Source organism: Lentzea sp. NPDC020367, assembly GCF_044387305.1.
In the GTDB taxonomy this organism is placed as follows: Bacteria; Actinomycetota; Actinomycetes; order Mycobacteriales; family Pseudonocardiaceae; genus Lentzea.
The window spans coordinates 423725-448137 of record NZ_JBIRVV010000007.1 but is presented as its reverse complement, the minus strand read 5'-3'; the positions used below and the strand labels follow the sequence as shown (position 1 = coordinate 448137).

The following is a 24413-nucleotide window of genomic DNA, read 5'->3' as shown; positions in this document are numbered from 1 at the left end:
TCGCCCGAACGGCGCTGCGCATTCGATCTTGTGGCGGCGGCCGAAAGTGGCGCCGCGGTGCGGGTCAGCGCCGCTTCGAGGTGCTGTGGCCCAGCGCGCCGATCGCCGTCACCACGAAGCCCGCGAAGAAGAGGCCGAAACCCAGGGCCAGGTTCGGGCCGCCGACGCTCGAGGCCGTGGGCCGCTGGGGGAAGCCCGGCGTCTCGAAGGAACGGAACTCGGGTGGCATCGGCTGGTTCGGGAAGCCTGGCGGCAACTGGCCGTCCGCGAAGTCGGGTGGCACGTCGCCGAACGTGACCGCCGTCGGGAAGGCAGGCGTCAGGCGGCTGGGCCGCTCAGGTGCGCCCGAGGGGCCCAGCAGGCCGAACAGGACGACCCCGAAGCCCGCTATCGCCAGGAGGGTTCCCACCCACACGAACACCTTGACCCACGAGGGCGCACCGGACAGGTCCTGGTAGCCGCGCCGGGAACGGCGCCGCGAGCGCGGGAAGTCGTCGTCCGCGAAGTCCGGGTGGCTCAGATCCGCGATGTCGTCGGCGCTGCCGTCGAAGATGCCGTCACGAACGCTGTGATCGGAATGGTGTGGATCGTCGTACACGTCGCCCCCCGGTGCCGTTGCGCAGTTGGTACCACGCCGTGGCCTCGTGCCGAGGGCGATTCGGCGTGATCAGGCCGGGGGTGGCAGCCAGCCGCGGCTGATCGCCACGGTGACGGCGGCCGTTCGGTCGCTCACGTCGAGCTTGCCGAACACGTGCAGCAGATGGCTTTTGACCGTCGCCTCGCTGACGTTCAGCTTCTTGCTGATGGCGCCGTTGGACAGTCCACACGCCACGAGCCCGAGCACCTCGGCCTCACGTGCGCTCAGCCCGGGGCGTTGCACGGCACTCACGAGCTTGGTGGCGACCGGAGAAGCCAGCACGGTCTGGCCGCGCGAAGCCGCCCGGACCGCGTCGATCAGTTCCTCGCTCGGCGCGTCCTTCAGCAGATAAGCGGTGGCACCAGCCTCGATGGCACGCAGGATGTCGCCGTCGGTGTCGAAGGTGGTCAGCACGACCACTCGGCTGGACGTGGACGCGACGACCTGTGCGGTGGCCGTGGCGCCGTCCATGCCGGGCATCTTGAGGTCCATCAGCACGACGTCCGGCAGGAGTTCCGACGCCAGCCGGATCGCCTCGGAACCGGAGCCGCACTCGCCGACGACGGTCAGATCTTCCTGCGCCTCAAGGATTGTGCGCAGGCCGAAGCGGACGACCGGGTGGTCGTCGACCAGCAGCACCCGGATCACGCGTCCTCCAGTCGTACGTGCACGCGGACTCCTGAGCCAGGCTCGGAACGGATGTCGAACTCTCCGCCCGTGGCACGCACACGGTCTCGCAACCCGTCGAGGCCGTAGCCGCGCGGGGTGTCCGGTGAGAAACCGCAGCCGTCGTCGACGATCGAAAGCTCGACACCGGCCGCGTAATCGAGAGAGACGGTCACAGTCGAGGCGTGTGCGTGCTTGCGGACGTTCGCCAGCGCTTCCTGCGTGACGCGCAACAGCGTGACTTCGTGGTCCGGTGGCAACGGGCGATACGTGCCGTGAACCGTCATCGACGCGGAGAGCCCTAGCTCGCGGCCCAACCGAGATGTGAGGCGTTCGAGAGCGGCGGGGAGGGCGGCGCCGTTCAACTCGACCGGTGTCAGCGCGGCGACCAACGCGCGGATCTCGGCCAGGTTCTCGGACGTCGTCTGCTCCGCGAGAGCCAGATGTTGGTCGCGCGCAACGGGATCGGTGGCGGTGCGGGCCGCTCGCAACAGCAGCAGCACCGACGTCGCGCCCTGGGCGAGGGTGTCGTGCAGGTCGCGGGCGAGGCGTTCGCGTTCGGTGAGGACGCCGGCTTCGTGGCTGACGACGGCCAGCTCAGCCCGTTCGCGGCTCTGCGAGATGATCCGGGCGATCCACAGGCCCAGCATCACGGCGGGCACGACGCTCAGGAAGATGACCACCGCGCCGCCGATCGAGTCCTCGCTGAAGCTGCCGGACACCAGCACGACGGTGCCGATCGACAGAGACGTCAGCGCGGTCGCCCAGATGGCGAGCCTGGGTTCCAGCAGCGACCAGATGTGCGGGTACAGCGTGAAGAACAGCACCGCCAGCGCGGGCACCAGTGCGAACATCGCGATCACCAACGGGATCGCGACGGCCAGGTAGCGCACGCCGCGTGCGTCGCGGGCGAGCGGTGCCCCGACGCGCCAGTACCAAAGACAAAGCGCGGCCAGCAGCACCAGGGCGACGGGCACAAACCGGTCTTCCGCGAACACCAGCACCACGCTGACGAGAGCGAACACCGCGAAGGCCACGTGCCAGGCGACCTTCGTGCGGTCCCAGGCGTCATCGGAGGACACCGGGAAACTGTGCGGCTCCCCGCGCGAAAACACCAGTAGCCGGTCGACTGAGCGCGAAACCCACCGGTCCGTCGATGCGCGCCACACCCCGGAAACCCGAGGATTCCGAGCCATGACGAGAAAGAAGTCCAGCCTGGTCCTGCTGATCCTGTCGATGGTCTACGCGGCCGCCATCGCCCTGCTCGCGGTCGCCGACTCGAGCGCGCTCACCCCCGTCGCGATCGCCGGGGGAGCCCTGCTCGGCATCGGCTGGGCGACGGTCGGCTACCTGTCCAACCAGAAGGCCTAGGCGGCGACGGTCTGCCGTGCCAGGGCGAAGTCGTACCGGTCCAGCACGAGCTGCGCGACCTCGACGTCGTCGCCCAACGGCCGCGCCACCACGGCGTCACCCGCGAGCGTCGTCACCTTGTCCGGCAACAGGCCGGGAGCGAGGAACCACGACGACACGGCGATCTTCGTGGCCCCCCTCATCCGCAACCGCTCGATCGCCTCGGGCACGGTCGGCGAGGCGATCGACGCGAACGCCGCCTCCACGCCGGCCCAGCCCGACTCGCGGGCCCAGCGCCGGGCCACCCGCGCCACGGCCTCGTTCGCCGGAGCGTGCGAGGACCCGGCGCCGGCCAGCACCACACCCAGGTTCCTGTCCCCGAACGAGACCCCGGCCTCGGACAGCCGGCGCAACGCCGCCGACTCCAGCCGGGGATCCGGGCCGAGCACGTCGGTGACCACAGCGGGCACCCCGGACTCGGCTACGGCGGCCGGCACGTCGACACGGGCGTGATAAGCCTTGCCCAGCAACAAGGGCACGACCACCGAGGGCTCGCGCAACACGTCGTGCAGCCGGGGCGCGCACAGGTCGAGGAAGCAGCCGCGCACGTCCAGCTCCGGCCGCAACGACCGCACCACGTCCAGCAACGCGTGGATCGACGCCGCCGAACGCGGGTCACGACTGCCGTGCGCAACGGCCACGAGCGGTGTCACAGGGCCCCCGTCAGACCACGAGCCCGCAGCACGGCGCGCTCCAACGGACGGAACAGCAGCAGCTCGATCCCGATGCCCACCAACAGGATCAGGAAGATCGCCGCGATCACCATGTTGATGTCGTTCAACGACGAGCCGTTGTGCAGGTACTGCCCGAGTCCGACGCCGAGCTGGGGCGAGGTCGCGATGATCTCCGCGGCCATCAGCGACCGCCACGAGAACGCCCAGCCCTGCTTCAGGCCGGCCAGGTACCCGGGCAGGGCCGCCGGCAGCAGGATGTGCCGCGCTGAAGCCAGCCGACCGGCGCCCAGCGCACGTCCGACCCGGGGCAGCAGCGGCGGAATCTGGTCGATGCCGGCCACCAACCCGTTCGCGATCGACGGCACCGAGCCCATCAGCACCACGAAGTAGATCGTGGACGGCGTGACGCCGAACCACAGGATGGCGGCCGGCACCCAGGCGACGGACGGAAGGGACTGCAGACCGGTCAGCAACGACCCGATCGCCGCCCGCACCACCCGCACCTTGGCGACCAGCAACCCCAGCGGCGTGGCGATCAGCACCGCCGCGAGGAACCCGAGCACCGCGCGGTGCAACGAGGTCCACAGGATGCCGAACGCCTCGCCGGTGGAGATCGAGCGGACGAGCTCGTTCCACACGTTGACCGGAGCGGGCAGCTGGAACTCCGGCAGCAGAGCCGAGGCCCAGAGTCCCTGCCACACGCCCAAAAGCAGTGCGAAGGCGATGAGCGGTGGCACGCCCGTCTTCAGGAAGCGCTGCCACAGCGACGCTCTGTGCGCCTCTACGGGCACATCGAGCGCGTCGAGGCCGGCGCCGACCTTGTCGAGCGTGTCAGGAGGCGTGGCCACTGATGACCTCTCGCAGATGGGTGTTGATCTCGTCCAGGACCTCGTCGCGCGAGTCCGTCACGTCCCACTCGCGCACGACGCGGCCGGGACGTGACGACAGCAGCACCACCCGCTGGCCGAGGCGCACGGCCTCGCGCACGTCGTGCGTCACGAAGATGATCGCGGTGTTCGTGGTCTCCCACACCCGGATCAGCTCGGCCTGCAGCACGTCGCGCGTGATGGCGTCGAGCGCGGCGAACGGCTCGTCCATCAGCAGCAGGGCGGGCGCCCCGTCCGCGGACACGGTGGTGGACGCCAGCGCGCGAGCCAGGGCCACGCGCTGACGCATACCACCGGAAAGCTCGTGCGGACGCTTGTCCGCGACGTCGCCGAGCCGCACCAGTTCGAGCAGCTCCTGCGCGCGACGCTTGCGTGCGATGCGGCCGACACCGGCGAACCGCAGCGCCAGTTCGACGTTGCGCGACGCGGTCAGCCACGGCATCAGCGCGGGCTCCTGGAACATCACGGCCGGGCGCGACGTGTTGAGCTCCAGCGAGCCCGACGTCGCGCCGTCGAGGCCGGCGACGATGTTCAGCAGCGTGCTCTTGCCGCAGCCGGAGGCGCCGAGAAGGCACACGAACTCACCGGGCTTGACCTTGAGGTCGACCCCGTCGAGCGCCACCACGGCGGAGTTGCCGTGGCCGAAAACCTTGCGGATGCCAGCCAGTTCGACGGCGGTATCCACAGTGGACAGAGAAGTGGTCTCGAGCGTGGCGGTCATGGTCGTGTGCCTTCCCCTCAACGTCTCGGAACTACTTCTTGTCCAGGCCCGCTGCCTGAACCTGCGGCTTGCCCTGCGCCTGCAGGACCTTGTTCAGCAACGTGAAGTCGGCGTACCCGGCGACGTTCGCGGCCTCCTTGGCCACCCCTGCGGTCACGGCGTCCTTCGCGAGCTGCGGGAAGTGCTTGGCCTGCGCGTCCGTGGTCAGCTCGATGTTGTCCCACGCGGCGTCGAGGATCTTGTCGCCGAGCTTCTTGGACGTGAGCTTCTCCAGGTGGGCGTTGGCGGCCTTCTTCGCCTCGTCCTTGTTGGCCTTCGCCCAGTCGATGGCCGCGACGTGACCCTTCAGCACGGCCTCGACCGTCTCCGGGTGCTCCTGCAGGAACTTCGTCCGCACGATGACCACGGTGGTCGGGAACGCCCCGCCGTCCCACAGCGTCTTCTCGTCGAGCAGCACCTTGCCGCCACCCTCGTTGACGATGCGCGCCGACCACGGCTGCGGCGCCCAGGCCGCCTGGATGTCGCCCTTCTTGAACAGGTCGAGCGACGCGGCGTTCTCCACGTTCTGCACGGTCACCTGGCCGGTCAGGTTCTTCTCCGCCAGGTACTTCTTCAGCGACACGTCCTGCGTGTTCGCGAGCTGCGGCGTGGCGACGACCTTGCCCTTGAGGTCCTCGATCGAGTTGATCTCGGGCTTCACCACGAGCTGCGCACCACCCGAGGTGGCGCCCGCGATGAGCTTCACGGCCTCGCCCTTGGACTTCGCGTAGGCGTTGATCGCCGGTCCGGAGCCGATGTAGGCGATGTCGAGGGACTCGCCCAGCAGGGCGTTCACCTCGTCGGGGCCCGCGTTGAACGTCTGCGTCGTCAGCTTGGTGTTGCCCAGTTCCTTGGCGTACAAGCCCTTTTCGACGCCGATCAGCGCGGCGGCGTGGGTGATGTTCGGGAAGTAACCGAGGCGGACCTCGGCGGCGGCGCCCTTGGACTCGGCGGCGGGAGTCTCGGAGGTGCCTGCACGGCTGCAACCGGACAGGGCTGTCAGTGCGATCAGTGCGACGGCGATGGCGGGCTTGAGGTTCACGGGGTTTCAGGCCTTTCAGGGACCGGGGGAGACAAGGGCGTGGTTGTCAGGGGTGGCGTTGACGCCACCCCCGGTACAGCTCTCCACGCCGTCCTCAAGCAGCGGCAGCGGAGCCCCGACCAGTCCGGCGGCGAGCGTGGAACCATCGCTCGCGTCGATCACCAGGAAGGACCCGGTGCGCCGGCTGAAGCTGTAGTCGTCCAGTGGAACAGGCTCCGCGAGACGCAGAGCCACTCGGCCGATCTCGTTGAGCTCCAACGAAGCTGGGCTGTCCACGCTGGACAGGTTCTGCTCGTCGAAGCGGTCGCGCAGGTCGGTGACCATCGCCTGCACGGTGCGCGTTCCGTGCTTGACGAGGACTCGGGCGCCGGGTCGCAGAGGCTTCTCCGCGAGCCAGCAGAGGGTGGCGTCCAGTTCGTCGGTGACCGTGGGCTCGTTGCCCGCCACCGAGATCAGGTCGCCGCGGGAGATGTCGATGTCGTCCGCCAGCAACAACGTCACGGACTGGCCGGCCGCCGCCTCCGCCAGTTCGCCATCAGCCGTGTCGATCTTCGTGACCTTCGAGCGCCGCCCGGAGGGCAGCACCACGATCTCGTCGCCCGGCTTGACCGTGCCGGCCGCGATCAGGCCCGCGTAACCCCGGTAGTCGAGGTGTTCGGCCGTGCGCGGCCGGATGACGTACTGCACCGGGAACCGGAACGGGGCGTCGTGCGGGTCGGGCTCGACCGGCACGTTCTCCAGGTGCTCCAGCAGCGTCGGGCCGGAGTACCAGGGCGTGTTCGCGGACTTGTCCACCACGTTGTCGCCGGCCAGCGCCGAGACCGGGATCTCGACGACCGCGTCCTCGGTGTAGCCGAGAGCCGTGGCGTGCGCGGTGAACTCCTTGGAGATGCGGGAGAACGTCACCTCGTCGTAGTCGACGAGGTCGATCTTGTTGACCGCGAGGACGAGCCGGGGCACGCCCAGCAGCGCGAGAACCGCCGCGTGGCGCCTGGTCTGCTCGATGACGCCCTTGCGCGCGTCGACGAGCAGCACCGCGAGCTGCGCGGTGGAGGCGCCGGTGACCGTGTTGCGGGTGTACTGCACGTGGCCGGGGGTGTCCGCGAGGACGAAGCTTCGTTTCGGCGTCGCGAAGTACCGGTACGCCACGTCGATCGTGATGCCCTGCTCGCGTTCCGACCGCAGGCCGTCGACCAGCAGCGACAGGTCCGGCGTCGCGAGACCCCGGTCCGCGCTCGCCCGGTGGACGGCGTCGAGCGTGTCCGCGAGCACGGACTTGGTGTCGTAGAGCAACCTGCCGACGAGCGTGGACTTTCCGTCGTCCACGCTGCCAGCGGTAGCCAACCTCAACAGGTCGCTCATGTTTAGAAGTACCCCTCCCGCTTGCGGTCTTCCATGGCGGCCTCGGACAGCCGGTCGTCGGCACGGGTGGCGCCGCGCTCGGTCAGTCGTGACGCGGAGACCTCGGCGATCACCGCGTGGATGTCGGCGGCGTCGGACTCGACGGCACCCGTGCAGGAGCCGTCACCGACCGTGCGGTAGCGAACTGTCTTGCGCAGCAACGTTTCGCCGTCGCGCGCCGTGCCCCAAGGGCCTTCGGCGAGCCACATGCCGTCGCGCAGGAACACGTCGCGCTGGTGGGAGTAGTAGATGTCCGGGAGCTCGATGCCCTCGCGCTCGATGTAGTTCCAGACGTCGAGCTCGGTCCAGTTCGACAGCGGGAACACGCGGACGTGCTCACCGGCGCGGTGGCGGCCGTTGTAGAGGTTCCACAGCTCCGGCCGCTGGCGCTTCGGGTCCCACTGACCGAACGCCGTGCGCAGGCTGAAGATCCGCTCCTTGGCGCGGGCGCGTTCCTCGTCCCGGCGTCCGCCGCCGAAGACCGCGTCGTACTTGTGCTGCGTGATGGAGTCCAGCAGCGGCACGGTCTGCAACGGGTTGCGGGTGCCGTCCGGACGTTCCTCGAGGCGGCCGTCGTCGATCCAGTCCTGGACCTTCGCGACCTCCAGGCGCAGCCCGTGCTGCGCGACGACGCGGTCGCGGAACTCGATGACCTCGTCGAAGTTGTGCCCGGTGTCGACGTGCAGCAGCGGGAACGGCACCGGCGCCGGGTAGAACGCCTTGATCGCGAGGTGCAGCAGCAGCGTCGAGTCCTTGCCGCCGGAGAAGAGGATCACCGGCCGGTCGAACTCTCCCGCCACCTCGCGGAAGATGTGGATCGCCTCGGATTCGAGGCGCCCCAGGGTGTCCAGAGCCAGAGTCATCCGTGCAACCCACATTCCGTCTTGGACTGACCGGCCCACCGGCCGCTGCGGGCGTCCTGCCCCGGCAACGGCTTCGCGGTGCACGGCAGACAGCCGATGGAGGGATATCCCTCCTGCACCAACAGGTTCTCGAGGATCCCCTTCTCCTGGATGTAGGCGTTGAACTCGTCGTCGGACCACGGCGCGATCGGGTTGATCTTCACCAGCCCGTTGCGGTCGTCCCACTGCACGATCGGCGTGTTCGCCCTGGTCGGGGCGTCCACGCGGCGCACGCCGGTGACCCACGCGTCGTACTTCGCGAGCTCCCGGCGCAGCGGCACGACCTTGCGCAGGTTGCAGCAGGTGGCCGGATCCGACTGGTACAGCAGGCCGAACTCGCGTTCCTGGTCCTCGACCGACTGCTCGGCGGCGGCGTTGACGATGCGCACGTCCGGGTAGACGACCCCGACCGCGTCCCGCACGCCGATCGTCTCCGGGAAGTGGTACCCCGTCTCCAGGAACAGCACGTCGAAGTTCGGCTTCACCTTGGCGGCGAGGTCGATCAGCACGGCGTCCTGCATGTTGGAGGCGACGATGTAGCTGTCGCCGAACGTCCGCGCGACCCACTCCAGCGCCTCTTCGGCGTTCGCGTCCTTCAGCTCCAGCTCCGCGGCCTCAGCGACGATCTTGAGGTCTTCCTTGAGATCGCTCACTTCTTCACCTCCTGCGGCAGGTTGAGCCCGACGAACGAGACCTTGAAGACGCGGCGGCACCCGGTGCACAGCCACGCGTAGCTGGGTTCCTCCTGCGGCCGGAGGTCCTCGTCGCCGCAGTAGGGGCAGTAGAACGGCGTCGCGCGCTCGGTCACTTCAGGTCACCCTCTTCCGCACGGGCGACCCACTGGGCGAAACGCTCGTCCTCCTCGCGCTGGGCGACGAAGTTCCGCACGATCCGCTCGACGTACTCGGACAGTTCGTTCGCGGTGACCTTGTGGCCGCGCAGCTTGCGGCCGAACCCGGCGTCGAGCCCGAGCCCACCGCCGAGGTGGACCTGGAAGCCCTCGACCTGGTTGCCCGACTCGTCCGTGACGATCTGGCCCTTGAGGCCGATGTCCGCGGTCTGGATGCGGGCGCAGGAGTTGGGGCAGCCGTTGATGTGCACGGTGATCGGCTCGGTGACGCCGTCGACGATGTCCTTGAGGTTGGCTTCGAGCTGCACGACGAGGTCGTTCGCGCGGGCCTTCGTCTCGACGATCGCGAGCTTGCAGAACTCGATGCCGGTGCAGGCCATGATTCCCCGGCGCCACGGCGACGGGTCGACCTGCAGGCCCAGCTTGGCGAGGTTGCTCTTGAGCGTCTTCACCTCGGCCTCGGGCACGTCCAGCACGATGATCTTCTGCTGCGGCGTGAACCGGACGCGGCCGGAGCCCGCCTGTTCGGCGATCTTCGCGACCTCGACCAGGATCGAACCGGACACGCGGCCCGCGACCGGTGCGGCGCCGACGTAGAACAGGCCGTCCTTCTGCCGGTTCACGCCGATGTGGTCCAGTTGCTGCTTCAGGGTCTCTGGCGCCGGGCCGTCGATCAGCTTGCGCTTGAGGTACTCGTCCTCCACGACCTGGCGGAACTTCTCCGGGCCCCAGTCCGCGACGAGGAACTTGATGCGCGCGCGGTGCCGCAGCCGGCGGTAGCCATAGTCGCGGAAGACGGAGATGACCGCCTCCCACACGTCCGGCACCTCGTCGAGCGGCACCCAGGCGCCCAAGCGCTTGCCCAGCATGGGGTTCGTGGACAGGCCGCCGCCGACCCAGAGGTCGAAGCCGGGCCCGTGCTCGGGGTGGTTCACGCCGACGAACGCGATGTCGTGGATCTCGTGCGCGACGTCCTGCAGCCCGGAGATGGCGGTCTTGAACTTGCGCGGCAGGTTCGAGAAGCGCGGGTCGCCGATGTAGCGCTCGAGGATCGTGTCGATCGCCGGCTGCCCGTTGATGATCTCGTCCTCGGAGATGCCCGCGACCGGCGAGCCGAGGATGACGCGCGGGCTGTCGCCACACGCCTCCATCGTCGTCAGGCCGACGGCTTCGAGCTTCTGCCAGATCGTCGGGACGTCCTCGATCGCGATCCAGTGGTACTGGATGTTCTGCCGATCGGTGATGTCCGCGGTGTCGCGCGCGTAGGTCTGCGAGATCTCGCCGAGGACCTTCAACTGCTGCGTGGTGAGCGCGCCACCGTCACTGCGGACGCGCATCATGAAGTACTCGTCGTCCAGCTCTTCGGGCTCCAACGTGGCCGTGCGGCCGCCGTCGATGCCGGGCTTGCGCTGCGTGTACAGGCCGTACCAGCGGAAACGCCCGCGCAGGTCGGCCGGGTCGATCGAGTCGAAACCACCGTGGGCGTAGATGTTCTCGATGCGGGTGCGGACGTTGAGCGGGTTGTCGTCCTTCTTGCTCCGCTCGTTGGGGTTCAGCGGCTCTCGGTAACCGAGTGCCCACTGCCCCTCGCCGCGACGCTGCTTGGCGCGCGGTGACGTCTGCGGCGGGACCATCGCCATCCTCCGGGGTTTCGAGGCGCTCGGTGCGCATGCGAGCCCGGAGGTGCTTGTGGTGGGGGCGTCGTCAGCGCGCCGGGCGCCGACGGGAACAAATCAGCGCGCGGTCAGGCCGAACGACGGCACATCGCGCTGGAGACACGACGGAAGTCGACGTGGCGGCGGGCCACGAGGCGGACTCCAGTCGAATGCATGTCCTCAGTGTGCCTCCCGTCCAGTAACTGGTCCACCAACAACCGAATGCTGGGATTGACGAGGGGAAGTTGACATCCTAGGCTGGTTTCACTCCGTAATATCTCTGTCACCGACAGATACATCGCCTGGCTGTGCACCGCCGTTCGGGCTGTAGGGGACACTGGGAGCCATGCCTTCCGCTCTGCCCGAAGGCGAGCCCGCGCCCGCTGACGGTTCGCTTCCCCCTTCCGCTCTCGCCGGTGTCGGTTCCCGGCCGTTCGGCATCTACGTGCACGTGCCGTTCTGCGCGACCCGCTGCGGTTACTGCGACTTCAACACCTACACGCCCGGCGAACTGGGGTCCTCAGCCTCGCCCGAGTCGTGGCTGGAGGGCCTGCGCCGCGAACTGGACCTGGCCGCGTCCGTTCTCGGAACCGCTCCCATGGCCGAAACCGTGTTCGTCGGCGGCGGTACGCCTTCTTTGCTGGGCGCTTCGGGCCTCGGTTCGGTGCTGGACGCGGTGCGGCAGTCGTTCGGCCTGGCACCCGGCGCCGAGGTGACGACGGAGTCGAACCCGGAGTCGACGTCGGCGGAGTTCTTCTCGGGCATCCGTTCGGCCGGCTACACGCGCGTGTCGTTGGGCATGCAGTCCGCGGCCCGGCACGTTCTGGCCGTGCTGGACCGCAAGCACACCCCTGGCCGTCCAGGCGAAGCGGCGCTGGAGGCGCGGGCGGCCGGGTTCGAGCACGTGAACCTGGACCTGATCTACGGCACGCCGGGGGAGCGCCCCGCGGACCTGGCCTCGTCGCTGGACGCGGTGCTGGCCGCGGGCGTCGACCACGTGTCCGCCTACGCGTTGATCGTGGAGGACGGCACGGGCCTGGCCCGCCAAATCCGCCGCGGCGACCTGCCCATGCCCGACGACGACGTGCTGGCCTCGTCGTACGAGATGGTCGACTCGGTGCTGAGCGGCGCCGGCTTCTCCTGGTACGAGGTGTCGAACTGGGCGACTTCTCTTGAAGCCCAATGCCGCCACAACGTCCTGTACTGGAAGGGCGCGGACTGGTGGGGCTTCGGCCCAGGCGCGCACAGCCACGTCGGCGGCGTCCGCTTCTGGAACGTGAAGCACCCGGCCCGCTACTCGTCCCTGCTCGCGGAAGGTCTGTCGCCCGCCGCCGGTCGCGAGCTGTTGTCCGCCGAGGACCAGCGCGTCGAGCGCGTGCTGCTGGAACTGCGCCTGGCATCAGGGCTTCCGATGGACGTGCTGGACGACGCCGGCCGCGAGGAGGCCAAGCAGGCGATCGCCGACGGGCTGCTGGAGCCGCACGACGACCGCTGCGTGCTGACCGACCGAGGCCGCCTGCTGGCCGACGCCGTGGTCAGGCGTCTGCTGCCGTGATCAGCGGGCGCGCAGGTCGTGCTGACTGCGCACCTCGGTGATCTCCTGGCCTTCTTTGTCGTACGTCACCGTGCCCCACCAGAGCCCGTCCTCCCTGCGGGCCGTCTCCCAGACAACTGAGCCCCTCCACCACTCGTCGTCGCTGAGCACCAGGCATGGTCTGCCGGGTGGCCGCAGCCACACCACGTTGTCCACGTTTGGACCCTAGCGACCGCCACCGACAAAAACCGGAGGCCGGATCGAGCCCGGGTTCAGAGCGGGCACCAGGCCCGAATCCGGCTGGGTAAACTCGGGAGTAGTGGACACGGAGGTGAACAGCGATGAACGCCGATGAGCGTCGGTTCGAGGTGCTGCGCGCCATCGTCGCCGACTACGTGTCCAACCAGGAGCCCGTCGGGTCGAAAGCCCTGGTCGAGCGGCACAACCTGGGTGTGTCGAGCGCGACCGTGCGCAACGACATGGCCGCGCTGGAGGACGACGGGTACATCGCCCAGCCGCACACCAGTGCCGGGCGCGTGCCGACGGACAAGGGCTACCGGCTCTTCGTCGACAAGCTGAGCGAGATCAAGCCGCTCTCGCAGGCCGAGAAGCGGGCGATCCGCAGTTTCCTCGACGGGGCGATCGACCTCGACGACGTGATGCGTCGCAGTGTGCGGTTGCTCGCGCAGCTGACTCGGCAGGTGGCGGTGATCCAGGTGCCGACGCTGTCGCGTGCGGCCGTGCGTCACCTGGAGGTGCTGCCGATCACGCCGTCGCGGCTGATGCTGGTGCTCATCACCGACACCGGCCGCGTCGACCAGCGGATCGTCGAGCTCGGGGACGTGATCAGCGAGGAGCACACGGCGCAGTTGCGCGGCGTGCTCAACCAGGCGATGGCGGGACAGCGGCTGGCAGAAGCGTCGGCCAAGGTCGCCGAACTGCCGGAGGAGGTTCCGCCGAACCTGCGCGACCCGATGCTGCGAGTCGCTACTGTGCTCATCGAGACGCTGGTGGAGCACCCAGAGGAACGGCTCGTGCTCGGCGGTACCGCGAACCTCACGCGCAACATCACCGACTTCCCGGGCTCGCTCCGGCAGGTGCTGGAGGCGTTGGAGGAGCAGGTCGTCGTGCTCAAGCTGCTCGCCGCCTCCCGCGACCCCGGTCGCGTGCTGGTGCGCATCGGCGAGGAGAACGAGGCCGTGGAGATGCACAGCACTTCCGTGGTGTCCATCGGCTACGGCAGCCGTGACAACCCGCTCGGGGGCCTGGGTGTCGTCGGACCGACGCGCATGGACTACCCCGGAACCATGGCGGCCGTCCGCGCGGTCGCCAACTACGTCGGTGAGATCCTGACCGGTCGTTGACCACACGTACTTGCAGTAGTTGATGAAGATGAAAGCGAACAAGGTGGCCAGGGATTACTACGGCATCCTCGGTGTCTCGCAGGACGCGACGCAGGATGAGATCAAGCGCGCCTATCGCAAGCTCGCGAGGCAGCTGCACCCGGACGTCAATCCCAACGAGGAGGCCCGCTTCAAGGAGGTGACGGCCGCCTACGAGGTGTTGTCGAACCCCGAGAAGCGCCGCGTCGTCGACCTGGGAGGCGACCCGCTCGACTCGGGTGGCGGTGGCCGACCTGGCGGAGACCCGTTCTCCGGCTTCGGCCTCGGCGACATCATGGACGCGTTCTTCGGCGCCTCCACCGGTGGCGGCCGTGGTCCGCGCAGCCGCGTGCAGCCCGGCTCCGACGCGCTCATCCGGCTCGACATGACGCTGGAGGAGTGCGCGGCGGGCGCCACCCGTGAGCTGACCGTCGACACGGCGATCCTGTGCGACCGCTGCCACGGCGCGGGCACCCAGAACAACTCCAAGCCGGTCCAGTGCGACACCTGCCACGGCCGCGGCGAGGTCCAGTCCGTGCAGCGCTCGTTCCTCGGCCAGGTCGTGACGTCGCGTCCGTGCCCGGTGTGCCGCGGCTACGGCGAGGTCATCCCCGACCCGTGCCAGCAGTGCGCCGGTGATGGCCGCACGCGGTCGCGTCGCACGATCTCCGTGAACATCCCCGCCGGCGTCGCCGAGGGCATGCGCGTGCGCCTCGCGGGCCAGGGCGAGGTCGGCCCCGGTGGCGGCCCGGCAGGCGACCTCTACGTCGAGGTCGAGGAGCACCCGCACGAGATCTTCGAACGCGACGGCGCCGACCTGCACTGCATCGTCCAGATCCCGATGACGACGGCCGCCCTGGGCGCCACGTTGCCGTTGAAGACCCTGGACGGCGAGGAAGAACTGCAGATCGACCCCGGCACGCAGCCGAACACGCAGCTCGTCATGACGGGCCGCGGCATGCCGAAGCTGCGTTCCACCGGCCGCGTCGACGGCCGCGGCGACCTGCACGTGCACCTCGAGGTCCTGGTGCCGACCAAGCTCGATGCCGCCCAGTCCGCGTTGCTGCGCGATCTAGCCGATCTGCGCGGCGAGAACGAGCCCTCCCTGTCCCACAACGGCAAGGGCGGCGGCGGACTGTTCTCCCGCCTGCGTGCCTCGCGCGGCAACCGGTGACGCTGCCCGTCTTCCTCGTCTCGTCGTTGCCGGCGGGCGAGGAGTTCGTGCTGGACGGACCGGAAGGCCGCCACGCCGCGACGGTGAAGCGTCTGCGCGTGGGCGAGGAACTCGTGCTGTCGGACGGATCCGGCGCCCAGGTGCGCTGTTCCGTGACGGCGGTGGAGAAGGACGCCTTGGCGTTGCGCGTGGTCGAGCGCTGGGTGGAGCCCGAACCGGCGCCGCGCGTCGTGCTCGCCCAGGCGCTGGTGAAGGGCGACCGCGGCGAACTCGCGGTCGAACTCGCCACCGAGGCCGGAGTGGACGGTGTGGTGCCGTGGCGCGCCGCCCGGTGCATCACCAAGTGGGAGGACGGCCCGCGCGGCGCGAAAGCGTTGGGGCGCTGGCGATCCACGGTGCGCGAGGCGGCGAAGCAGGCCCGCCGCTCGCGCGTGCCGGTGGTCGACGAACCCGTGAGCACGACCCAGCTTTCTCATCGCGTGTCGTCGTCCGCGCTGACGCTCGTGTTGCACGAGAGCGCGACCGAACGGCTTGCCGACGTCCCGCTGCCCGATTCCGGGGACGTGCTGCTCGTCGTGGGTCCCGAAGGCGGAATCACGCCCGAGGAACTCGACGCACTGCGATCTTCGGGTGCGCGGATCGTCCGATTGGGCCCAACTGTTCTGCGTGCATCTACCGCCGCGGCGGTTGCTCTTGGTGCCATTGGGGTGCGCACTGCTCGGTGGTGACCCCGATCACTACTGAGATGAACATCGGATGGATTGGCTTGACGGAAGTTGTAGCGAATCCCAGGCAAGTGGGGTTACCCTAGTTCGCAGAGGGGCTGATTGGTCTATCCGGAAACGGAGTAGACGATTAGACCTTCTGACCAAAAGACTCGCCGGACACCTCCCCCCTCGGTCCGGCGTCGGCGCCTCGCGGCGAAGCGACCCCCAGGCTTCGGACCGCGAGGCGCCCCTTTTGGTTTGGTGGTGTCTGCTCGTCGCTGACGCGCCTTCGCCGGCCGCACCAAAAGCGTGTCTTTTGGGGGCCGAGCCCCCAAGCCCCACGCCGGGGGCGCGCCCCCGGACCCCCGGCCACCTCGCCTTCGGCATCGGGTGGCCCATCAGGTGCACAGGCGCGGCAGGGTGAGGCGGCCCCTATCCGGTGCGTTGTGGGTGTAGCGAGAGAGTCTTCTTATCTGGCAGTCGCTGTCGGTTGTTGTGTCTTCATCGTTATTTCTTGGCGTTGACGTAGGTTCTGCGTGTGCAGCGAATTGCTTACGGTGACCATCCCAGTCAGTTCGGCGAGCTTTACCTTCCTGACGGTGTTGCTCAGGGTGCTGTTGTCGTCATTCACGGTGGTTTTTGGCATCAGCGCTACGGCTTGGAACTCGGCCGGCCCCTTGCGGACGTGCTCGTCGCCGAAGGATTCGCCGTGTGGAACATCGAGTACCGGCGAGTGAGTGGTGGCGGTGGGTGGCCGCAGACCGGTGAGGACGTGCTCGCCGCCATTGACGCCGTCGACATCGGGCCCGTCGTGACGCTCGGGCACAGTGCCGGAGGCCACCTCGCTGTGTGGGCGGCCAAGCACAGTCCGCGAGTGGTCGGAGCGGTGGCCCAGGCGGCGGTGCTGGACTTCACGAAGCACATCACGCCGCGGGCGTTGGAGTTGTGCACCGAGGAGCAGTTCGCGGAGGCCTCGCCGGTCGCGTTGGTTCCCATCGGCAAGCCGGTGGTGTGCGTGCACGGTGATCAGGACGAGGACGTACCGCTCGAGCAGTCCGCCGGGTTCTGCGCGGTGGAGCCGCAGGCGGAACTCGTCGTGGTGGAAGGGGCCGGGCACATGGACGTGATCACGCCGGGCACCGAGGCGTGGGAGAGGTGCCGCGCGGCTGCCGGGCGGCTTGCGCGCGGCTGCTAAAAATGGGCGGTGCCCAAGGTTGTCGACCATGAGGAACGCCGCCGCGAACTCGCCGAGGCCGTGTGGCGCATCGTGCAGCGGGACGGGATAGACCACGCTTCCGTGCGCGCCGTCGCGGCCGAGTCCGGGTGGTCGAGCGGGTCCTTGCGCCACTACTTCCCGACGCAGGACGCCTTGCTGGGGTTCGCGATGGAGCTCGCGTACCGGCGGTTCATCGCACGGCTGGAGAAGATCGACACCTCGGCCGGCAACCGGGAGGTGCTGCGGTCCTTCGCGCACGAGATGCTGGCGATGGACGACGATCGCCGGGTCGAGGCCGCGGTGCTGTTGTCGTTCCTGCCGCGGGCGATGGTGGAACCGTCGCTGCACGAGCTGGAACGTCTTGGCACGCGCGAGTTGTACGCCGAGATCGCGCGCGTTCTCGTTGCCTCGCAGGAAGCCGGTGAGCTGCGGGACGGCGTCGTGCCGATGAAGGCCGCGCGGCGGTTCATGGTGCTGATCGACGGGCTCAACATCCACCACGGGCTCGGGCCCGACGAGCTCACGGTCGACGACATGATCGAGGCCGTCGACGAGCAACTGGACCGGCTGTTCGCTTAGCTTGGGGCATGTCCTGTTTGTTCTGCCGGATCGTCGCCGGTGAGATTCCCGCGACGATCGTGCACGAGACCAAGACGACGCTGGCGTTCCGCGACATCCAGCCCAAGGCGCCCGTGCACGTGCTGCTCATCCCGCGCGAGCACGTGCCGAACGCCGTTGACCTGAACGGCGACCAGCTCGGCGACCTCTTCGCCGCCGCGCGAGAGGTCGCCGACGCCGAGGGCGTGGCCGAGTCGGGATACCGCCTGCTGTTCAACACCGGACCGGACAGCGGGCAGGAGGTCTTCCACGCCCACCTGCACCTGCTGGGCGGTCAGCGTCTCTAGCCGATCGCCTGGAGCAGCGGCGCGTGGTAGCGGGTGCGGTCGCCTGGGAGTTGTTCGGCGTTGCGGACCATCCAGGTGGCCTCGCCCCACGACTCCATGCCGTGGTCCCGCACGAACGCGATCACCGCGGGGTCGTGCACGTCCACCCGCACACGGCCGTTGCCGACGGCCGAGTCGGCGATGAGCGCGCACGCGTCAGCGGGGGAGTCCGCGATGACCGGGCCGATCAGCAGCAGGTCGTCGCTCACGCGCAACGACCCGGCGACGCCGTGATCGGAGACCCTGACCGACCCCCTGGCGAGCAACGACTCCCACAGGAACGGCCGCGTCAGACCGGTGACCTTGACGTCGAGCGCGACGAGGTCGTCGAGGTCAGCGGCCGTGGCGATATGCGATATATCGGCGGCCGGTCCCGTGAACACGCCCGCGTGGATGTCGGTGAAGCCCACAGCGTGGAAGCCGAGCTGCTCGTAGAGCGGGCGGCCCATCGATGTCGCGAACAACGTCGAGACACCCGTATCCAATACATGGGACACCAGTCGGCGGCCGTGGCCCTGACGCGCGGCGCGTTCCGCGATCAGCACCATGCTGATCGACGCCAGTTCCGGGTAGCGCGTCACGATCGTCGTGCCGACGAGGCCGTGCTCGTCGAACAGTCCCCAGCCCTCGCCGTGCGTGAGCAGGAACTCCCACTTCTTCTCCTCGCGCGGCCACGACCGGCTCTCGGCCAGGTCGGAGCACGCGGGGAGGTCGTCCAGTTCGAGTCGTCGCAGTTCCACCGGAAAGCCCCCAGTCATCCGAGCGCGTGCGAGGCGGGCGCGAAGTAACGCGAGCGATCGCCCGGTACGTCGGCGGCGCCTTGCACCATCAACTTGCAACCGCCTGTGCGTTGCTCAAAGCCTTGCCCCAGCAGGAAAGCACCCACCTCCGCGTTGTCGGTGTCCACCCGGATCCGGCCGGCGCCGGACGCCAGGTCCGCGATCAGCTCGCACGCGGCCGAGGTGGACGGGGCGATCAGCGGGCCGATCGTGACGCCTTCGGGATTCGGGCGGGTGGCGATCACGCCGGAGTCGGACATCAGAACCGCGTACGGCGTCGACGGGTCGAGCAGTCGTTCCCAGAGCGCCGGCCGGGTGTAGCCGCTGACCTCGCGATCCAGCTCCGCGAGCGTCGCCGTGTCGGCGGGAGTGGCCTCCCGCGTCACACCGGGGGCCGCGCCCGTGAACACGCCGTGGAAGTCGGTGGTTTCCCCGACGGAGTGAAAGCCGAGCCTCGCGTAGAGCGGCTCACCCATCGCCGTCGCGTACAGAACGGAGGGGCTGATATCCAATATACTGGCCATCAGTCGGGTGCCGATTCCTCTGCGACCGGCCCAGGACGCGACCAGCACGCCGCTGATCGCCTGCATCTCGGGATACGGCGTCGTCAACGCCGTGCCGAGCAGCCCGGACGAGTCGAAGGCACCGAACCCCGGACCGAGGGCGAGCATCATCTCCCACTGCGCGGGCGTCCAGCTCCAACCCCGGTCCGTGATCAGCTTCATGCACTCGGGTATGTCGTCGACACCAAGCCTGCGGATCTCCACGACCCTGAGCACACACCGTGAGCAATGCGCTAGCCACCCATTTTCGGCCGGACTAGCATCGACGGCACCAGATCCGAGCGACAGGAAGCAGGCCGGGGCCACGTGGCCGACGAAACACAGCAGAGCAACAAGGAAGGTCAGTCCCGGTTCGCCGTGCCGGAAGGTGCGGTGCTCACGCTGCTCGGGTCGCGCGACGAGAACCTCCGGCTCGCGGAGGAACTGCTCGACGCCGACGTGCACGTGCGCGGGAACGAGATCACCTTGTCCGGCGCCCCCGCCGACGTGGCCTTCGCCGAGCGCGTCTTCTCCGAGCTCATCACCCTCGCCGGCCGCGGTCAGCCGATCGACAAGAACAGCGTCCGCCGCATCATCACGATGCTCAGCGCGAACGACGTCGAGTCGCCCGCCGAGGTGCTGAGCCTCGACATCGTCAGCCGCCGCGGCCGCACGATCAGGCCGAAGACGCTGAACCAGAAGCACTACGTCGACGCGATCGACAAGAACACGATCGTGTTCGGCATCGGCCCCGCCGGCACCGGCAAGACCTACCTCGCCGTGGCCAAGGCCGTGCAGGCGCTGCAGGCCAAGCAGGTCAACCGGATCGTCCTCACCCGCCCGGCCGTCGAGGCGGGCGAGCGCCTGGGCTACCTGCCGGGCACGTTGAACGAGAAGATCGACCCGTACCTGCGCCCGCTCTACGACGCGCTGCACGACATGATGGACCCGGAGGCGATCCCGCGGCTCATGCAGGCGGGCACGATCGAGGTCGCGCCTCTCGCATACATGCGGGGAAGAACGCTTAATGACGCGTTCATCATCCTCGACGAGGCGCAGAACACGACGCCCGAGCAGATGAAGATGTTCCTCACCCGCCTGGGCTTCGGCTCGAAGGTGGTCGTCACGGGTGACATCACCCAGGTCGACCTCCCCGGTGGCCAGCGCAGCGGTCTGCGGGTCGTCAGGGACATCCTCGAAGGCGTCGATGACATGCACTTCTCGACGTTGACCAGCCAGGACGTGGTGCGTCACCGCCTGGTCGGCGACATCGTGGACGCGTACGACAAGTGGCAGGTCCAGCAGGACCTGATCGACCAGAACGGGCAACACCACGGACCCGGTGCACGCCGGGGGAACCAGCGCCGGGGACGATAGGCGCCGTGAGCATCGAGATCGCCAACGAGTCGGGTGTCGGAGTCGACGAAGGATCCATCGTCTCCGCCGCCCGCTTCGCGCTGGACCGCATGGGCGTGAGCCCGCTGGCCGAGTTGTCCGTGCTGCTCGTGGAGCTGGACGTGATGGCCGACCTGCACGAGCGCTGGATGGACCTGCCGGGTCCGACGGACGTCATGGCCTTCCCCATGGACGAGCTGGACTCCGCGCGCCGCCCCGACGCCGCCGGGCTCGGGCCCGCGCTGCTCGGGGACATCGTGCTGTGCCCCGCGTTCGCCAAGGACCAGGCCAAGAAGGCGGGCCACGGCCTGCTGGACGAGCTGCACCTGCTGACCGTGCACGGCGTGCTGCACCTGCTCGGCTACGACCACGCCGAGCCCGCGGAGGAACGTGAGATGTTCACGTTGCAGAACCGCATCCTCGGCGACTTCCGCACCGCGCGGGACGACGCAGAGCGGGCCGCTCACCAGCGCAGCACCGACGACAAGGTGCTCGGCGCGGTCGGCCTGGACGAGAAGAACGAAGAAGCCTGACGCGATGACCGCGAACCCTGCCAGTGTGATCGTGCTGGCCGTTCTGCTCGTGCTCGCCGCCGGACTGTTCGCGTGCGTGGATGCCGCTCTCGGCACCGTGTCACGCGCACGGGTGGAGGCCCTGCAACGGCAGGGTCGCTGGGGCACCGGGCAGCTGCTGCACGTCCTCAACGACCGGCCGCGGCACGTCAACCTGTTGTTGCTGCTGCGCCTGGCCTGCGAGATGTCGGCGGCCGTGCTGGTCACGACGGTGTTCCTCGACTACGTGGCACAGGCCTGGCTGGCCGTCCTGTACGCCTGCCTGAGCATGCTCATCGTGTCGTACGTGCTCGTCGGCGTCGGACCGCGCACTCTCGGCCGTCAGCACCCGTACGCCGTGAGCCTGCTCGCCGCGGGCACCGTCCGGCAGCTCGGGCGCGTGCTCGGGCCGCTGTCCAAGCTCCTGATCCTCATCGGTAACGCCATCACGCCCGGCAAGGGCTTCCGCGAGGGTCCGTTCAGCTCCGAGGTCGAACTGCGCGAGCTGGTCGACATGGCGCAGGAACGCGGCGTCGTGGACGAGGGCGAGCGCGAGATGATCCACTCGGTGTTCGAGCTGGGCGACACCATCACGCGCGAGGTCATGGTGCCGCGCACCGAGATCGTGTGGATCGAGCAGTCCAAGTCGCTGCGGCAGGCGCTCGCGCTGTCGTTGCGCACCGGCTACACCCGCGTCCCGGTGATCGGCGAGAGCGTCGACGACGTGCTCGGCGTGGTGAACCTCAAAGACCTGATGCGGGCCACGCTCGCCGAGGGCGAGGACCCGAAGAGCGTCTCCGAGCTGATGCGCCCGATGAGCTTCATCCCGGACTCGAAGCCCATCGCGGACCTGCTGCGCGAGATGCAGGTGTCGCGCCGGCACATGGCGATCGTCGTGGACGAGTACGGCGGCACCGCCGGCCTGCTGACCATCGAGGACATCCTCGAGGAGATCGTCGGCGAGATCACCGACGAGTCCGACACCGACGACCGCCCGCCGGTCGAGCACCTGGAGGACGGCGCGGTGCGGGTCAGCGCGCGCCTGCCGGTGGACGACCTGGACGCGTTGTTCGGCACCGAGCTCGACGACCACGAGGTCGAGACCGTCGGCGGCCTGCTCGCGCAACGGCTCGGGCGCGTGCCGCTGCCCGGTACCGAGGCCGAGATCGCCGGCCTGCGCATGCGGGCGGAGGGCGGCAAGGACGAACGCGGCCGCATCCGGGTCACGACGGTGCTCGTACGTCCCGCGCAGAAGGAGAACGAGGATGACTGACGTCGATCCGGAGAACGCCAAGCTGATCACCCTCGCGCGGTCCGTCCGCGCGCGCAACGGTGCCGCGGAAGGCGCGGCGGTGCGGGACCTCGACGGCCGCACCTACAACGCCTCCACGGTCTCGTTGCCGTCGCTGAAGCTCACCGCGCTGCAGGCCGCCGTCGCGGCCGCCGTGTCGAGCGGCGCGGAGGGGCTGGAGGCGGCGGCGGTCGTCTCCGAGGAGAACCGGGTGGACGGCGAGTCGCTGGCCGCCGTGCGCGACCTGACGTCCTCCGGTCCGGTGCTTCTCGCGAACACCTCGGGTGAACTGCGCAAGCAGTTCTAGACGCCCCGCGAACGGCCATAACCAGCAAGAGGGACAATGGACGGATGGATGGTTACCGCTCCGGGTTCGCGTGCTTCGTCGGCCGCCCGAACGCAGGGAAGTCGACGCTGACGAACGCGCTGGTGGGCACGAAGGTCGCCATCACGTCCAGCAAGCCGCAGACCACGCGCCACACGATCCGCGGCATCGTGCACCGCGAGGACGGCCAGCTCGTGCTGGTCGACACCCCCGGTCTGCACCGGCCGCGGACGTTGCTGGGCCAGCGGCTCAACGACCTGGTGCGCGAGACGTGGTCGGAGGTCGACGTCGTCGGCTTCTGCGTGCCCGCGGACCAGAAGGTCGGCCCCGGTGACAAGTTCATCGCCGCCGAGCTGGAGAAGGTCGCCAAGCGCACGCCCGTCGTCGGCATCGTCACCAAGACCGACCTCGTGTCGCAGCAGCAGGTGATGGAACAGCTGCTCGCGCTGCAGAAGGTCATGGAGTTCGCCGAGATCATCCCGGTGTCCGCCGTCGACGGCTTCCAGGTCGACAAACTGAGCGACCTGCTGCTGAAGAAGCTGCCAGAAGGCCCGCAGCTGTTCCCGGACGGCGACCTGACCGACGAGCCCGAGCAGACGCTGGTCGCCGAGCTCATCCGCGAGGCCGCGCTGGAAGGCGTTCGTGACGAGCTGCCGCACTCCATCGCCGTCGTGGTCGAGGAGATGCAGGTCCGCGAGGGCCGCAAGGACCTGATCGACATTCACGCGTTCGTGTTCGTGGAGCGGTCGTCGCAGAAGGCGATCATCCTGGGCCACCGGGGCGAGCGGCTCAAGCAGGTCGGCATGGCCGCCCGCAAGCAGATCGAGGCGCTGCTCGGCTCGCGGGTGTACCTGGACCTGCACATCAAGATCGCCAAGGACTGGCAGCGGGACCCGAAGCAGTTGCGCCGCCTGGGTTTCTGACGATGGGAATCTGATGGCGAACCTGTACCGCGACACCGGAGTCGTGCTTCGCGTGCAGAAGCTCGGTGAAGCGGACCGGATCATCACCTTCCTGACCCAGCGCCACGGCAAACTCCGCGCCGTGGCCAAGGGCGTGCGCAAGACGTCGTCGAAGTTCGGCGCGCGGCTCGAGCCGTTCTGCCACGTCGACGTGCAGTTCTACCCCGGCAGAACGCTCGACATCATCACGCAGGTGCAGACGCTGGACGCGTTCGGCGTGGGGATCGTGAAGGACTACCAGCGCTACACGGCGGCGTGCGCGATCGCCGAGACCGCGGACCGCCTTTCGGCCGAAGAGGGCGAGCCGGTCCTGCGGCTCTACATGCTCGTGGCCGGGGCGTTGAAGGCGTTGTCGACGGGGGAGCGCGACCCGTCGCTGTTGTTGGACGCGTTCCTCATGCGTGCGATGGCGTTCGCGGGATGGGCGCCCGCGGTGAACGAGTGCGCGAAGTGCGGCAATCCCGGTCCGCACCGGGCGTTCAGCATCCAGGCCGGCGGCTCCTGCTGCCCGACCTGCCGTCCGGCCGGCTCCTCCTCGCCCTCCCAGGACACACTGGCGTTGCTCTCGGCTCTGCTGCACGGCCAGTGGAACGTGGTCGACGAGATTCCGCACATCGCCCGCCGCGACGCGAGTGGCCTGGTCGCGGCGCACCTGCAGTGGCACCTCGAACGGCAGCTGCGGTCGTTGCCTCTGGTCGAGCGAAAGGCGCAGCCGGCCGACGGCTAA

29 protein-coding genes are annotated in these 24413 nt (G+C 68.8%); 14 read left to right on the top strand and 15 right to left on the bottom strand.

The window, feature by feature from the left end; all coding sequences use genetic code 11:
• Nucleotides 1–64: 64 nt before the first annotated feature.
• The 3 genes from ACH413_RS30460 to ACH413_RS30450 all read right to left on the bottom strand — a co-directional run bounded on the left by ACH413_RS30460 (nucleotide 65) and on the right by ACH413_RS30450 (nucleotide 2385).
• Nucleotides 65–598, bottom strand: a complete 534-nt coding sequence (locus ACH413_RS30460; protein ID WP_360041851.1) for a hypothetical protein — start codon at nucleotides 596–598, stop codon at nucleotides 65–67.
• 69 nt (nucleotides 599–667) lie between these two features.
• Nucleotides 668–1285 carry a response regulator transcription factor gene (locus ACH413_RS30455; protein ID WP_360041854.1) on the bottom strand — a complete coding sequence of 206 codons (618 nt, stop codon included), beginning with the start codon at nucleotides 1283–1285 and terminating at the stop codon, nucleotides 668–670.
• Nucleotides 1282–2385, bottom strand: coding sequence for a sensor histidine kinase (locus ACH413_RS30450; protein ID WP_360041857.1), 1104 nt, complete (start codon nucleotides 2383–2385; stop codon nucleotides 1282–1284). Before ACH413_RS30450 ends, ACH413_RS30455 begins: the two co-directional genes overlap by 4 nt.
• A gap of 112 nt (nucleotides 2386–2497) precedes the next feature.
• Between ACH413_RS30450 and ACH413_RS30445 the strand changes: the two genes are divergently transcribed.
• Complete coding sequence (locus tag ACH413_RS30445) at nucleotides 2498–2674, top strand: hypothetical protein (protein ID WP_360041860.1); 177 nt, start codon at nucleotides 2498–2500, stop codon at nucleotides 2672–2674.
• On the opposite strand, the gene ACH413_RS30440 is transcribed toward ACH413_RS30445, so the two are convergent.
• Genes ACH413_RS30440 through ACH413_RS30400 form a run of 9 tightly spaced genes read right to left on the bottom strand, consistent with a single transcriptional unit; the run spans nucleotide 2671 to nucleotide 10863 of the window.
• Nucleotides 2671–3366 carry a sirohydrochlorin chelatase gene (locus tag ACH413_RS30440; RefSeq protein ID WP_360041863.1) on the bottom strand — a complete coding sequence of 232 codons (696 nt, stop codon included), beginning with the start codon at nucleotides 3364–3366 and terminating at the stop codon, nucleotides 2671–2673. The two genes, ACH413_RS30445 and ACH413_RS30440, sit on opposite strands and share 4 nt — an antisense overlap.
• Nucleotides 3363–4235 carry an ABC transporter permease gene (locus tag ACH413_RS30435; RefSeq protein WP_360041866.1) on the bottom strand — a complete coding sequence of 291 codons (873 nt, stop codon included), beginning with the start codon at nucleotides 4233–4235 and terminating at the stop codon, nucleotides 3363–3365. The genes ACH413_RS30440 and ACH413_RS30435 overlap by 4 nt, the downstream gene beginning before the upstream one ends.
• Nucleotides 4219–4995: an ABC transporter ATP-binding protein gene (locus ACH413_RS30430; protein WP_360041869.1), complete on the bottom strand. Its 777-nt coding sequence runs from the start codon at nucleotides 4993–4995 to the stop codon at nucleotides 4219–4221. The genes ACH413_RS30435 and ACH413_RS30430 overlap by 17 nt, the downstream gene beginning before the upstream one ends.
• Before the next feature lie 31 nt (nucleotides 4996–5026).
• Nucleotides 5027–6076: an ABC transporter substrate-binding protein gene (locus ACH413_RS30425; RefSeq protein ID WP_360041872.1), complete on the bottom strand. Its 1050-nt coding sequence runs from the start codon at nucleotides 6074–6076 to the stop codon at nucleotides 5027–5029.
• A gap of 15 nt (nucleotides 6077–6091) precedes the next feature.
• Nucleotides 6092–7438, bottom strand: coding sequence for a GTP-binding protein (locus tag ACH413_RS30420; RefSeq protein ID WP_360041875.1), 1347 nt, complete (start codon nucleotides 7436–7438; stop codon nucleotides 6092–6094).
• Nucleotides 7439–7440: 2 nt separating this feature from the next.
• The gene (gene cysD, locus ACH413_RS30415) at nucleotides 7441–8340 is read right to left on the bottom strand and encodes a sulfate adenylyltransferase subunit CysD (RefSeq protein ID WP_177320624.1); all 900 of its coding nucleotides are present in this window, start codon (nucleotides 8338–8340) and stop codon (nucleotides 7441–7443) included.
• The gene (locus ACH413_RS30410) at nucleotides 8337–9032 is read right to left on the bottom strand and encodes a phosphoadenylyl-sulfate reductase (protein WP_360041879.1); all 696 of its coding nucleotides are present in this window, start codon (nucleotides 9030–9032) and stop codon (nucleotides 8337–8339) included. Before ACH413_RS30410 ends, cysD begins: the two co-directional genes overlap by 4 nt.
• The gene (locus ACH413_RS30405; RefSeq protein ID WP_090006108.1) at nucleotides 9029–9187 is read right to left on the bottom strand and encodes an Insertion element protein; all 159 of its coding nucleotides are present in this window, start codon (nucleotides 9185–9187) and stop codon (nucleotides 9029–9031) included. The genes ACH413_RS30410 and ACH413_RS30405 overlap by 4 nt, the downstream gene beginning before the upstream one ends.
• Nucleotides 9184–10863, bottom strand: coding sequence for a nitrite/sulfite reductase (locus ACH413_RS30400; protein ID WP_360041882.1), 1680 nt, complete (start codon nucleotides 10861–10863; stop codon nucleotides 9184–9186). The genes ACH413_RS30405 and ACH413_RS30400 overlap by 4 nt, the downstream gene beginning before the upstream one ends.
• 367 nt (nucleotides 10864–11230) lie before the next feature.
• Here ACH413_RS30400 and hemW point away from each other — a divergent pair, with 367 nt between their 5' ends.
• Nucleotides 11231–12439, top strand: coding sequence for a radical SAM family heme chaperone HemW (gene hemW, locus ACH413_RS30395; protein ID WP_360041885.1), 1209 nt, complete (start codon nucleotides 11231–11233; stop codon nucleotides 12437–12439).
• Here the strand turns inward: hemW and ACH413_RS30390 are convergent, their stop codons facing one another.
• A complete protein-coding gene (locus ACH413_RS30390) occupies nucleotides 12440–12634 on the bottom strand; it encodes a hypothetical protein (protein WP_360041888.1) in 195 nt (64 codons plus the stop codon). It abuts the gene before it with no gap.
• A gap of 125 nt (nucleotides 12635–12759) precedes the next feature.
• Here ACH413_RS30390 and hrcA point away from each other — a divergent pair, with 125 nt between their 5' ends.
• From hrcA to ACH413_RS30360, 6 genes are all read left to right on the top strand, one after another.
• A complete protein-coding gene (gene hrcA / locus ACH413_RS30385; protein ID WP_360041891.1) occupies nucleotides 12760–13782 on the top strand; it encodes a heat-inducible transcriptional repressor HrcA in 1023 nt (340 codons plus the stop codon).
• Nucleotides 13783–13825: 43 nt separating this feature from the next.
• Nucleotides 13826–14974, top strand: coding sequence for a molecular chaperone DnaJ (gene dnaJ / locus ACH413_RS30380; protein WP_360042466.1), 1149 nt, complete (start codon nucleotides 13826–13828; stop codon nucleotides 14972–14974).
• Nucleotides 14971–15702 (top strand): 16S rRNA (uracil(1498)-N(3))-methyltransferase, encoded by a 732-nt coding sequence (locus ACH413_RS30375; protein WP_360041894.1) that lies wholly within the window; start codon nucleotides 14971–14973, stop codon nucleotides 15700–15702. The genes dnaJ and ACH413_RS30375 overlap by 4 nt, the downstream gene beginning before the upstream one ends.
• A gap of 517 nt (nucleotides 15703–16219) precedes the next feature.
• Nucleotides 16220–16876, top strand: coding sequence for an alpha/beta hydrolase (locus tag ACH413_RS30370; RefSeq protein WP_360041897.1), 657 nt, complete (start codon nucleotides 16220–16222; stop codon nucleotides 16874–16876).
• Between the two features lie 9 nt (nucleotides 16877–16885).
• Nucleotides 16886–17476, top strand: a complete 591-nt coding sequence (locus ACH413_RS30365; protein ID WP_360041900.1) for a TetR family transcriptional regulator C-terminal domain-containing protein — start codon at nucleotides 16886–16888, stop codon at nucleotides 17474–17476.
• Between the two features lie 8 nt (nucleotides 17477–17484).
• Nucleotides 17485–17802: a histidine triad nucleotide-binding protein gene (locus tag ACH413_RS30360; RefSeq protein ID WP_360041902.1), complete on the top strand. Its 318-nt coding sequence runs from the start codon at nucleotides 17485–17487 to the stop codon at nucleotides 17800–17802.
• On the opposite strand, the gene ACH413_RS30355 is transcribed toward ACH413_RS30360, so the two are convergent.
• The gene (locus ACH413_RS30355) at nucleotides 17799–18581 is read right to left on the bottom strand and encodes a GNAT family N-acetyltransferase (RefSeq protein ID WP_360041905.1); all 783 of its coding nucleotides are present in this window, start codon (nucleotides 18579–18581) and stop codon (nucleotides 17799–17801) included. The genes ACH413_RS30360 and ACH413_RS30355 overlap by 4 nt on opposite strands.
• 14 nt (nucleotides 18582–18595) lie before the next feature.
• Nucleotides 18596–19387 (bottom strand): GNAT family N-acetyltransferase, encoded by a 792-nt coding sequence (locus ACH413_RS30350; RefSeq protein ID WP_360041908.1) that lies wholly within the window; start codon nucleotides 19385–19387, stop codon nucleotides 18596–18598.
• 102 nt (nucleotides 19388–19489) lie between these two features.
• Between ACH413_RS30350 and ACH413_RS30345 the strand changes: the two genes are divergently transcribed.
• From ACH413_RS30345 to recO, 6 genes are read left to right on the top strand one after another with little or no spacing between them, the layout of a single operon-like run.
• The gene (locus tag ACH413_RS30345) at nucleotides 19490–20539 is read left to right on the top strand and encodes a PhoH family protein (protein ID WP_360041911.1); all 1050 of its coding nucleotides are present in this window, start codon (nucleotides 19490–19492) and stop codon (nucleotides 20537–20539) included.
• A 5-nt stretch (nucleotides 20540–20544) separates the two neighbouring features.
• Nucleotides 20545–21090, top strand: coding sequence for an rRNA maturation RNase YbeY (ybeY, locus tag ACH413_RS30340; RefSeq protein ID WP_189159903.1), 546 nt, complete (start codon nucleotides 20545–20547; stop codon nucleotides 21088–21090).
• A 4-nt stretch (nucleotides 21091–21094) separates the two neighbouring features.
• Nucleotides 21095–22381 carry a hemolysin family protein gene (locus ACH413_RS30335; protein WP_360041914.1) on the top strand — a complete coding sequence of 429 codons (1287 nt, stop codon included), beginning with the start codon at nucleotides 21095–21097 and terminating at the stop codon, nucleotides 22379–22381.
• Nucleotides 22374–22706 carry a cytidine deaminase gene (locus ACH413_RS30330; RefSeq protein ID WP_360041917.1) on the top strand — a complete coding sequence of 111 codons (333 nt, stop codon included), beginning with the start codon at nucleotides 22374–22376 and terminating at the stop codon, nucleotides 22704–22706. The genes ACH413_RS30335 and ACH413_RS30330 overlap by 8 nt, the downstream gene beginning before the upstream one ends.
• A gap of 44 nt (nucleotides 22707–22750) precedes the next feature.
• Nucleotides 22751–23647: a GTPase Era gene (gene era / locus ACH413_RS30325; RefSeq protein ID WP_360041920.1), complete on the top strand. Its 897-nt coding sequence runs from the start codon at nucleotides 22751–22753 to the stop codon at nucleotides 23645–23647.
• Nucleotides 23648–23660: 13 nt separating this feature from the next.
• A complete protein-coding gene (gene recO / locus ACH413_RS30320; RefSeq protein ID WP_360041922.1) occupies nucleotides 23661–24413 on the top strand; it encodes a DNA repair protein RecO in 753 nt (250 codons plus the stop codon).

Coding starts and splice junctions, on each gene's coding strand:
- ACH413_RS30445 (WP_360041860.1), top strand. CDS start 2,498: ATGACGAGAAAGAAGTCCAGCCTGGTCCTGCTGATCCTGTCGATGGTC.
- ACH413_RS30430 (WP_360041869.1), bottom strand. CDS start 4,995: ATGACCGCCACGCTCGAGACCACTTCTCTGTCCACTGTGGATACCGCC.
- ACH413_RS30420 (WP_360041875.1), bottom strand. CDS start 7,438: ATGAGCGACCTGTTGAGGTTGGCTACCGCTGGCAGCGTGGACGACGGA.
- cysD (WP_177320624.1), bottom strand. CDS start 8,340: ATGACTCTGGCTCTGGACACCCTGGGGCGCCTCGAATCCGAGGCGATC.
- ACH413_RS30400 (WP_360041882.1), bottom strand. CDS start 10,863: ATGGTCCCGCCGCAGACGTCACCGCGCGCCAAGCAGCGTCGCGGCGAG.
- hemW (WP_360041885.1), top strand. CDS start 11,231: ATGCCTTCCGCTCTGCCCGAAGGCGAGCCCGCGCCCGCTGACGGTTCG.
- hrcA (WP_360041891.1), top strand. CDS start 12,760: ATGAACGCCGATGAGCGTCGGTTCGAGGTGCTGCGCGCCATCGTCGCC.
- ACH413_RS30360 (WP_360041902.1), top strand. CDS start 17,485: ATGTCCTGTTTGTTCTGCCGGATCGTCGCCGGTGAGATTCCCGCGACG.
- ACH413_RS30335 (WP_360041914.1), top strand. CDS start 21,095: ATGACCGCGAACCCTGCCAGTGTGATCGTGCTGGCCGTTCTGCTCGTG.
- ACH413_RS30330 (WP_360041917.1), top strand. CDS start 22,374: ATGACTGACGTCGATCCGGAGAACGCCAAGCTGATCACCCTCGCGCGG.
- era (WP_360041920.1), top strand. CDS start 22,751: ATGGATGGTTACCGCTCCGGGTTCGCGTGCTTCGTCGGCCGCCCGAAC.
- recO (WP_360041922.1), top strand. CDS start 23,661: ATGGCGAACCTGTACCGCGACACCGGAGTCGTGCTTCGCGTGCAGAAG.